The following is a 9,235-nucleotide window of genomic DNA, read 5'->3' on the forward strand; positions in this document are numbered from 1 at the left end:
GGGGGGGGGGGCCGGGGGGGGGGGGGGGGGGGGTCCCCCCCCCCCCCCCCCCCCGGTGCCGGGTTCCGCCGGAGTCTGGCCGGCCGGGTCCGTCCGAGCTTCGACAAGATCGACACGACGTCAGTGAAGGCGGGGCATCCGGAAGGGGGGACACCGCGCCTTCCGTGAAGCCGGGACCCCGCGAAGGTCCCGGGAAGGTGGTCGCTTGTCCCCGGCCGACGACGCGGGAACCGCCGTGGGTGGCCGGGCGGGGGATCGCCGGGGTCGGTCGGGCAGGGGACCGACCGCGGTGCTCGGCTAGGCTGGCCGGCCGGAGGTGAGGCCGGTGCGGCACGCGACGCCGGTGGCGACCACGGTGGGGCTCGTCGCGGGGTACGCCCTGGACACGCTGCTCGGCGACCCGCGTCGCGGGCACCCGGTGGCCGGGTTCGGTCGGGCCGCCTCCGCCCTGGAACGACGCCTCTACCGGCCGGACCGCGCGGCCGGTGCCGCGTACACCGCCGCGGCGATCGGGGTGCCGGTGCTGCTCGGCGCGGCGGCCACGGCCGCCACGCGACACCGGCCGGTGGCCCGGGCGGTGCTGGTCGCCGCCACCACCTGGACGGTCCTCGGCGGGCGCACCCTGCGGCACGAGGCCACCGTGATGGGGCGGGCACTGCGCGGCGGCGACCTGCCCGCCGCGCGGCAGCGGCTCGGTCACCTCTGCGGCCGGGACCCGTCCGCCCTGGACGAGCCCGAGCTGGCCCGTGCCACCGTCGAGTCGGTCGCCGAGAACACCTCCGACGCGGTCGTGGCCCCGCTGCTCTGGGGGGCGGTCGCCGGGCTGCCCGGCCTGCTCGGGTACCGCGCGGCGAACACCCTCGACGCGATGGTCGGACACCGGTCGGCGCGGTACGCCCGGTTCGGCACCCCGGCGGCCCGCCTCGACGACCTGCTCAACCTGGTACCCGCCCGGGTGACCGGCCTGCTCACGATCGCGGTCGCGCCGGTCGCGAACGGGGACCGCGAGCGGGCCTGGCGGGTGTGGCGCCGGGACCGCAACGACCATCCGAGCCCCAACGCCGGCCAGTGCGAGGCGGCGATGGCCGGGGCGCTGGGCGTACGGCTCGGGGGGCGCAACGTGTACTTCGGGCGGTCGGAGGTGCGCCCGTACCTGGGCGACGGCCCCCGCCCCGAGGCGCGGCACCTGAAGCGGGCCGCCCGGATCTCCGGCGCGGTGGGGTTGGCCGCCCTCGGGCTGGCCGCCGCGTACCCGCTGACGGTCGGCCGGCTGGTCGGCGCCACCGGCCGCCGCGTGCTCGGTGCCCGCCGGGGGACCGGACGGTGAGCGGGGGTCTGCTCGTCGCCGGCACCACGTCCGACGCCGGCAAGAGCGTGCTCACCGCCGGCATCTGCCGCTGGCTGCACCGGCGGGGCGTGAAGGTGGCGCCGTTCAAGGCGCAGAACATGTCCAACAACTCGGCGGTCGTGGTCGGGCCGGACGGGCGCGGCGGGGAGATCGGCCGGGCCCAGGCGATGCAGGCCGCAGCCTGCGGGATCGCCCCCGACCTGCGGTTCAACCCGGTGCTGCTCAAGCCGGGCAGCGACCTGGCCAGCCAGGTGGTGCTGCTCGGCGAGGCCGTCGACACGATCACCGCCGGCACCTTCCGGGCGTTGCGGCCCCGGCTGGCGGAGACCGCGTACGCGGCCCTGGCCGAGCTGCGGGCCGCGTACGACGTGGTGATCTGCGAGGGGGCGGGCAGCCCGGCGGAGATCAACCTGCGCGCCGGCGACTACGTGAACATGGGGCTCGCCCGGCACGCCGGGCTGCCCACCATCGTGGTCGGCGACATCGACCGGGGCGGTGTGTTCGCCTCCATGTTCGGCACCGTCGCGCTGCTGGACCCGGCCGACCAGGCCCTCGTCGCCGGCTTCGTGATCAACAAGTTCCGGGGTGATCTCGGGCTGCTCCAGCCGGGCCTGGACATGCTGCGCCAGGTGACCGGCCGCCCCACGTACGGGGTGCTGCCCTGGTCGCTCGACCTGTGGCTGGACGCGGAGGACTCGCTGGCGTACGGGCGGGTGCTGGGCCGGCCGGCGGCCCCGCGCGGCACCGACTGGCTGGACGTCGCGGTGGTCCGGCTGCCCCGGATCAGCAACGCCACCGACGTGGAGGCGCTCGCCACCGAGCCCGGCGTCCGTGTGCGGCTCACCGTCGAGCCGGCCGAACTTGCCGCCGCCGACCTGGTCGTCCTTCCCGGCTCGAAGTCGACCGTGGCCGACCTGGCCTGGCTGCGGGAGACCGGCCTGGCCGACGCCGTGCTGGCGCACGCCGCCGCCGGCAAGCCGCTGCTCGGCATCTGCGGCGGCTTCCAGATGCTGGCCCGCGCGATCCACGACCCGGTCGAGAGCCGGCGGGGCAGCGTGCCCGGGCTGGGGCTGTTGCCGATCGAGATCACCTTCGACCCGCGCAAGACCGTCCGGCAGTCGGCCGGCACGGTCGACGGTGACGTCCCGGTGCGCGGCTACGAGATCCACCACGGCTACGTCTCGTCCGCCGACCCGACCCTGGCCCCGCTGCTGACCTGCGCCGACGGGACGGGCGAGGGGGCGGTGGCCGGCGCGGTGCGCGGCACGCACTGGCACGGCGCCTTCGAGTCCGACGAGTTCCGCCGTCGCTTCCTCACCGAGGCCGCCCGGCTGGCCGGCCGCACCGGGTTCCGGGTGGCACCGGACACGTCCTTCGCCACCGCCCGCGAGCGGTCCCTGGACCTGCTCGGCGACCTCGTCGAGGAGCACCTGGACACCGACGCGCTGTGGCGCCTCGTCGAGGCCGGTCCGCCCGCCGGCCTGCCGTTCATCCCACCCGGCGCACCGACACCCCTGGGCTAGACCTCAGAGGCGCACGTCGGCCGGGCGGTCGGACATCGGCAGCCCCGCCGACTGCCACGCCTCCACGCCCCCGATGATGTCGGTGGCCCGGTGCAGGCCCAGGGCCCGCAGGCTGGCCACCGCCAGGCTGGAGCTGTAGCCCTGCCGGCACGCCACCACGATCTCCAGGTCGTACCCGGTCGCCTCGGGGATCCGCCAGGCGCTCGCCGGGTCCAGCCGCCACTCCAGCACCGTCCGGTCCACGACGATGGCGCCGGGCAGGTCACCCTGCTCCTGCCGCTGCAACTCGGTACGGGTGTCGATCAGCAACGCTCCGGCACGGACCGCCTCGACGGTCTGCTCCGGGGTCAGCCGGCGTACCCCGGCGCGGGCCTGCTCCAACAGGGCGTCGACGCCCGGACTCATCACGCTGTGGGACACGAACCGATCCTGCCGCCCCGCCGGCCGGTTCGCCCGCCCAACGGCCGGGTCCCACCCACGACCGCCCGAACGGGCGACGCCGCGCCGTCGTGGTCCGGGCCGCCGGTTACCGTCGGCGGAGTGACGGTCGCGGTGATGGAGGGGTACGCGCAACTCGCCCGCCGGGTGTTGGCCGGGCCGGCGCGGTTGGGGCGTACCCGGCTGGTGGCCGTCGACGGGCCGAGCGGCGCGGGGAAGAGCGTGTTCGCGTCGCGGCTCGCGGACGCCCTGACGGCGGTGAGTGGCGGCGCGCGACCGCCGGTGGTGCACACCGACGATCTGCTCGACGGCTGGGACGACCAGCTCACCTTCTGGCCGCGCCTGGAGGAGTGGGTGCTCGCGCCGCTGCGCGCGGGCCGGCCGGGGTCCTACCGGCGGTACAGCTGGGTGCGGCGCCGCTTCCTGCCCCGGCCGGTGCCGGTGCCGGTCGCGCCGGTGCTGATCGTGGAGGGGGTGAGCACGGCGCGGGCGGCGGCGGGTCCGGACCTGTCCCTCGCGGTCTTCGTCACCGCGCCGGCGCCGCTGCGGCTCACCCGGGCGGTGGAGCGCGACGGCCCCGGAATCCTGCCGGAGTTGCGGCGCTGGCACACCGGCGAGCGGGCGCACTTCGCGGCGGACGGCACCGAGGCGCGGGCGGACCTGGTGGTCGACGGTGCGCCCACCCTGCCGCACGACGCCACCCGGTACTACGTCCGCCGCCGGTGACCGCGCGGGCGCGGCCGGCTCGGGACGGCTCGGTCGGTGTGACCCGGTAAGGCCGGCATACGATGCCGGTCATGACCACACCGATCATGTCCGAGTCCGACCTGCGGGCCGCCGTCGAGCGGGAGATGCCCGGCGTCCGCGCCGACCTGGAACGCCTCGTCCGCATCCCGGGCATCGCGTTCGACGGCTTCGACCACTCGCACGTGGAGCGCTCCGCCGAGGCGGTGGCGGAGCTGCTGCGCGGCTGCGACCTCGACGTGCGGATCGTGCGCTCCGGCGGCCAGCCGGCCGTCATCGGGAAGAAGGCGGCCCCGCCCGGCGCGCCGACGGTGCTGCTCTACGCCCACCACGACGTCCAGCCGGTCGGTGACCGGTCGCTGTGGGAGTCCGACCCGTTCGAGCCGGTCGAGCGGGACGGCCGCCTCTACGCCCGGGGCGCCGCCGACGACAAGGCCGGCATCATGGCGCACGTCGCGGCGCTGCGGGCGTTCGGCGACGCGCTCCCGGTCGGCGTGGTGCTCTTCATCGAGGGCGAGGAGGAGTACGGCTCCGACTCGCTGGAGCGGCTGCTCGACGAGCACCGCGACGAGATCGCCTCGGACGTCATCGTGATCGCCGACTCCGGCAACTGGGACATCGGCGTACCGGCGTTGACCACCTCGCTGCGCGGCATCGTCAACTGCTTCGTCGAGGTCCGTACGCTCGACCACGCCGTGCACAGCGGCATGTTCGGCGGTGCGGTGCCGGACGCCCTCACCGCGCTGGTGCGGCTGCTCGCCACCCTGCACGACGACGCGGGTGACGTGGCTGTGGACGGCCTGGTCGCCCGGGAGGGCGCGAGCGTCGACTACCCCGAGGACCGGATCCGGGTCGAGGCCGGGCTGGCCGAGGGCGTGCAGTTCATCGGCACCGGCCGGATCACCGACCGGATCTGGACGAAGCCGGCCGTCGCGGTGCTCGGCATCGACGCGCCGGCCACCGGCGAGGCACCGAACGCCCTGGTCCCGGCCGCGAAGGCGAAGCTGAGCGTACGGCTCGCGCCGGGTGACGACCCGAAGCGCGCGTACGCGACCGTGCGCGCCCACCTGGAGAAGCATGCGCCGTGGGGCGCGCAGGTCACCGTGACCCTGGAGCACGACGGCGACCCGTGCGTCATCGACGCGTCCGGCCCGATGTTCGACGCGGCCCGCTCGGCCTTCCGGAGCGCCTGGGACGGCACCGCCCCGGTGGACATCGGCATCGGCGGCTCGATCCCGTTCATCGCCACCTTCCAGGAGATGTTCCCGCGGGCCGCGATCCTGGTCACCGGCGTGGAGGACCCGCACGCGCGGGCGCACGGGCCGAACGAGAGCCTGCACCTCGGCGAGTTCGCCCGGGTCTGCCTGGCCGAGGCGCTGCTGCTGGCGAACGTGGCCCGGGCGGGCACGAACGGGGGCTAGGGCCGCGTTGCGCGTCGTCCGCGCGCCGCGCGCGTCCGCGCGCCCGCGCAACGTCGGGGAAATAGTGGTCATTTGTGGGCGCGAGGCCACTATTTCCCCGAAGTAGTGGCCGCGCCGGGCGGTGCCAGGTGGACACGAACGGGGGCTAGGTGTCGGAACCGTAACTTCCCGGTTCATCTGGGAGTTTGCGGTGTGTCGGGCGCGGGGCTGTTATAGCCTTTCGAACATGAGTACGAACGAGGTCATGTCCCGGCTGGAAGCCGCGGTCAGCGCTCTGGGGGACGTCGACGTCTCCGCGTGGTCCGAGGACACGCTGAAGGAACAGCTCGGTGAGCTCTCCGCCGCCCTGGTCGCGCTGGACACGCTGCTGTCCCGGGTCGCCGACGAGGTTCGCGCCCGCGGCCTGCGCATCGAGGAGCCCGTCTCCGCCTGACCGGCCCCGGCCCCGCCGGGGCCGGTCCGCGTGGTCTCGGGCCACCCCGGGCACGGCAATGCCCGGGTGGCGTCGGGGGTGGCTGGCAGGATGGTGCCCGTGCGGTTCCTGGATCTGGCAGCCACCTCCGCCGCCGTCGGCGCGACCAGCGGCCGGCGCGCGAAGGTGGAGCTGCTCGCCGACGCGTTGCGCCGGCTCGCGCCGGACGAGGTCGCGGCGGGCTCCGGCTATCTCGCGGGCGAGCTGCGGCAGCGGCAGACCGGGGTGGGCTGGGCCGGCCTTCGTGACCTTCCCCCGCCGGCCGACGTTCCCACGCTGACGGTGGCCACCGTGGACGCGGCGATCGACGAGATCGCGGCGGTGAGCGGTGCCGGTTCGCAGGCCCGTCGGCGTGCGCTGCTGCACGCGCTCTACGGTGCGGCGACCGCCGACGAGCAGCGGCTGTTGACCGGGCTGTTCAGCGGGGAGTTGCGCCAGGGTGCCCAGGCGGGCCTGCTCGCCGACGCGGTGGCGCGGGCGGCCGAGGTTCCGGTCGCGGCCGTACGCCGGGCGCTCCTGCTCGCCGGTGACCTGCGGGCGGTCGCGGTGGCCGCGCTCGACGGTGGCGCGGCGGCGCTGGCCGCCTTCGGTCTCCAGGTCGGCCGGCCGTTGGCGCCGATGCTCGCGCAGAGCGCCCCGTCGGTGGACGAGGCGCTGGCGGCCACCGGCACGCCGGCCGTGGTCGACGTGAAGCTCGACGGCATCCGGATCCAGGTGCACCGCTCCGGCCCGGACATCGCCGTCTTCACCCGGAGTCTGGACGAGATCACCACCCGCGTGCCCGAGGTGGTCGCCGCCGTGCGGTCGCTGCCAGCCCGGGAGCTGGTGCTCGACGGCGAGGCGATCGGCCTGGACGCGACCGGTCGGCCGCTGCCGTTCCAACAGACGTCGAGCCGGGCGGCCCGCCGCACCACGCCCAGCACCACCGGTGGCACGCCGGTCGCCCCGGCGGTGCTCGCCGCCGCCGAGACCACCGGCGAGCCGGTCCTGACGCCGTACTTCTTCGACCTGCTGCACCTCGACGGCGAGGACCTCATCGACCGGCCGGGCCGGGAGCGCTGGGCGGCGCTGGCCGGTGCGGTCGACCCGTCGATGCTGGTCGGCCGGATGGAGGTCGACGGCCCGGAGCGGGCCGGCGCGGCCTTCGCGGCGGCGATCGACGCCGGGCAGGAGGGCGTGGTCGTCAAGGCGCCCGACGCGCCGTACGACGCGGGCCGGCGCGGTGCCGCGTGGGTGAAGGTGAAGCCCCGCCACACCCTGGACCTGGTGGTGCTCGCCGTGGAATGGGGCAGCGGCCGGCGGCAGGGCTGGCTCTCCAACCTGCACCTGGGTGCCCGTGACCCGCGCACCGGCGACTTCGTGATGCTCGGCAAGACGTTCAAGGGGCTCACCGACGAGGTGCTGCGCTGGCAGACCGAGCGGTTCCTCGACCTCGCCGTGGAGCGCGGCGACTGGGTGGTCCGGGTGCGCCCGGAGCAGGTCGTCGAGATCGCGTTCGACGGGGTGCAGACGAGTTCCCGCTACCCGGGTGGGATGGCGCTGCGCTTCGCCCGGGTGGTGCGTTACCGCGACGACAAGAGCGCCGCCGAGGCCGACACCATCGACGCCGTCCGGGCCATCCACGCCGGCCGCGTCACGGGCTGATCGGCTGGGCGGGTTCGGCGGCGCGGTCGACGGGGTCGGCGCCCCGCTCATTCAGGAGGCCGGCCCGACGGTGGGCCTCCCGGCGGGCGACCCAGCCGTAGCCGAGCAGCGCCATCACCGCGAAGATCCACCACTGCACGACATAGCCGAGGTTCTGCCAGTTGTTGGCGTGCCCCACGGGGACGGCGACGAACGTCGGGTCGGCCGCCGGGCTCTGCTCGTCCAGCAGCAGGTACCCGCCGTGCACGGGGTAGGGCAGCTCACGGGCCAGCCGGGGCAGGTCGATGCGTCGCGTCTCCAGCCGGCCGTCGCGCCGGGTGACGGCGCCCTTGCCCGGCTCGCCGGTGCGTACCCGGCCGGCCACGGTCACCTCGCCGGCGGGGACCGGGGGCACCGTCGGTTGGGCGGTGGCGGCGGCGCCCGGCACCGGCGGGATCCAGCCCTGGTTCACCAGCACGGCGGTGCCGTCGGCGAGCACCAGCGGGGTCAGCACCTCGAACCCGACCCTCTGCTCCACCGAGCGGCTCCGGACCAGGACCACGTTCGTGGCGTCGTAGCGGCCGGTGGCGCTGACCTTGGTCCAGGTCTTCTCCTCGGTCGGGGCGGGCCCGAGGGTGCCGGGGCCGCCGGCCGGCGCGGCCAGCGCGTCGCGCAGCGGCACCGGGTCCATCCGCTGGCCCGCGTCGATCCGCTCGTTGATCTCGGTCCGGCCGTGGTAGCGGTCCAGCTGCCAGTTGCCCAGCAGCACCATCGCCACCGCGGCGACCAGGGTCAGCGCGAGAATGCCCAGCCAGCGCGGGGTCAGCAGGAACCGGTACACGACGACGAGGTTACCCCTGTGGCCCGGGCCACCCGCCGGGACGACCCCGGTCCGCGCGCCCGGCGCCGACGCGGACACGCCACCTCATCGACGATCTTCCTGTCCGGTGGCTTCCGCCGTCGGCCTGGTCCGCTATCGTCACGCGGGCGGACCGCGCCGGGCGGCCCGCCGCGTACCCGCCACCGTCCGCGAGGAGTCGATGATGACCGTCGTGCCGCGCCTGGTGCTCAGCGCGCCGTCCTCCGGGCACGGCACGAACGCGCTGGCGATCGGGCTGCTCGCCGCTCTCGCCGACCGGGGGCTCGACGTCGCCGGTTTCAAGGTCGGCCCGGACCAGATCGACGCCGGCTACCTCGGGCTCGCCGCCGGCCGCCCCGGGCGCAGCATCGACCCGCGGCTGACCGGGGCCGACCGGGTCGTCCCGCTCTTCGCCCACGGCGCCGAGGGCGCCGGGCTCGCGGTGGTGCAGGGCAGCATGGGCCTGTACGACTCCCTCGCCGGCCGCCCGGAGACGGAGTCGACGGCCGCCATCGCCACCGCGCTGCGCAGCCCCGTCGTCATGGTGGTCGACGTCGGCGCGATGGGCCAGTCGGTGGCGGCCCTCGTGCACGGCTTCCGGGCGTACGACGAGCAACTCTGGCTCGGCGGCGTGATCCTCAACCGGGTGGCGTCCACGCGGCACGAGGCGTTGCTGCGTGAGGCGCTCGACGACGTCGGGGTTCCGGTCTACGGCGCGCTGCGCCGGCAGGACCTGCCGCCGGTGCTGCCGGCCCGCCGGCACGGCGTGGTGCCGGTGCTCACCGGCAGCGGCGAGGCGACCCGAGC

7 protein-coding genes and 2 pseudogenes are annotated in these 9,235 nt (G+C 75.8%); 7 read left to right on the forward strand and 2 right to left on the reverse strand.

What is annotated here, in order from left to right:
• The first annotated feature begins 325 nt into the window (after nucleotides 1–325).
• Together AB0I76_RS15805 and AB0I76_RS15810 are read left to right on the forward strand one after the other, a co-directional pair.
• Entirely contained in the window at nucleotides 326–1,327 is a 1,002-nt protein-coding gene (locus tag AB0I76_RS15805) for a cobalamin biosynthesis protein (RefSeq protein WP_357035177.1), read from the forward strand.
• Nucleotides 1,324–2,871, forward strand: coding sequence for a cobyric acid synthase (locus AB0I76_RS15810; RefSeq protein ID WP_357035180.1), 1,548 nt, complete (start codon nucleotides 1,324–1,326; stop codon nucleotides 2,869–2,871). The genes AB0I76_RS15805 and AB0I76_RS15810 overlap by 4 nt, the downstream gene beginning before the upstream one ends.
• A 3-nt stretch (nucleotides 2,872–2,874) precedes the next feature.
• Here AB0I76_RS15810 and AB0I76_RS15815 read toward each other — a convergent pair whose 3' ends face one another.
• The gene (locus AB0I76_RS15815; RefSeq protein ID WP_357035191.1) at nucleotides 2,875–3,276 is read right to left on the reverse strand and encodes a rhodanese-like domain-containing protein; all 402 of its coding nucleotides are present in this window, start codon (nucleotides 3,274–3,276) and stop codon (nucleotides 2,875–2,877) included.
• Between AB0I76_RS15815 and AB0I76_RS15820 the strand changes: the two are divergent.
• The 4 genes and pseudogenes from AB0I76_RS15820 to AB0I76_RS15835 form a co-directional block, all read left to right on the forward strand.
• Nucleotides 3,208–4,129 (forward strand): annotated as a pseudogene (locus AB0I76_RS15820) (hypothetical protein); the annotation flags it as partial. The gene AB0I76_RS15815 and the pseudogene AB0I76_RS15820 sit on opposite strands and share 69 nt — an antisense overlap.
• Nucleotides 4,122–5,474, forward strand: coding sequence for a dipeptidase (locus tag AB0I76_RS15825; RefSeq protein WP_357035194.1), 1,353 nt, complete (start codon nucleotides 4,122–4,124; stop codon nucleotides 5,472–5,474). The pseudogene AB0I76_RS15820 and the gene AB0I76_RS15825, both read left to right, overlap by 8 nt.
• Before the next feature lie 226 nt (nucleotides 5,475–5,700).
• A complete protein-coding gene (locus AB0I76_RS15830; protein WP_357035183.1) occupies nucleotides 5,701–5,907 on the forward strand; it encodes a hypothetical protein in 207 nt (68 codons plus the stop codon).
• Nucleotides 5,908–5,997: 90 nt separating this feature from the next.
• Nucleotides 5,998–7,590 carry an ATP-dependent DNA ligase gene (locus AB0I76_RS15835; protein ID WP_357035186.1) on the forward strand — a complete coding sequence of 531 codons (1,593 nt, stop codon included), beginning with the start codon at nucleotides 5,998–6,000 and terminating at the stop codon, nucleotides 7,588–7,590.
• Here the strand turns inward: AB0I76_RS15835 and AB0I76_RS15840 are convergent.
• Nucleotides 7,580–8,410: an SURF1 family protein gene (locus AB0I76_RS15840; protein ID WP_357035188.1), complete on the reverse strand. Its 831-nt coding sequence runs from the start codon at nucleotides 8,408–8,410 to the stop codon at nucleotides 7,580–7,582. The genes AB0I76_RS15835 and AB0I76_RS15840 overlap by 11 nt on opposite strands.
• Before the next feature lie 202 nt (nucleotides 8,411–8,612).
• Here AB0I76_RS15840 and AB0I76_RS15845 point away from each other — a divergent pair.
• Nucleotides 8,613–9,235 (forward strand): annotated as a pseudogene (locus tag AB0I76_RS15845) (cobyrinic acid a,c-diamide synthase); the annotation flags it as partial.

Origin of the sequence: Micromonospora sp. NPDC049799 (assembly GCF_040656655.1) — a bacterium.
In the GTDB taxonomy this organism is placed as follows: domain Bacteria; phylum Actinomycetota; class Actinomycetes; order Mycobacteriales; family Micromonosporaceae; genus Micromonospora.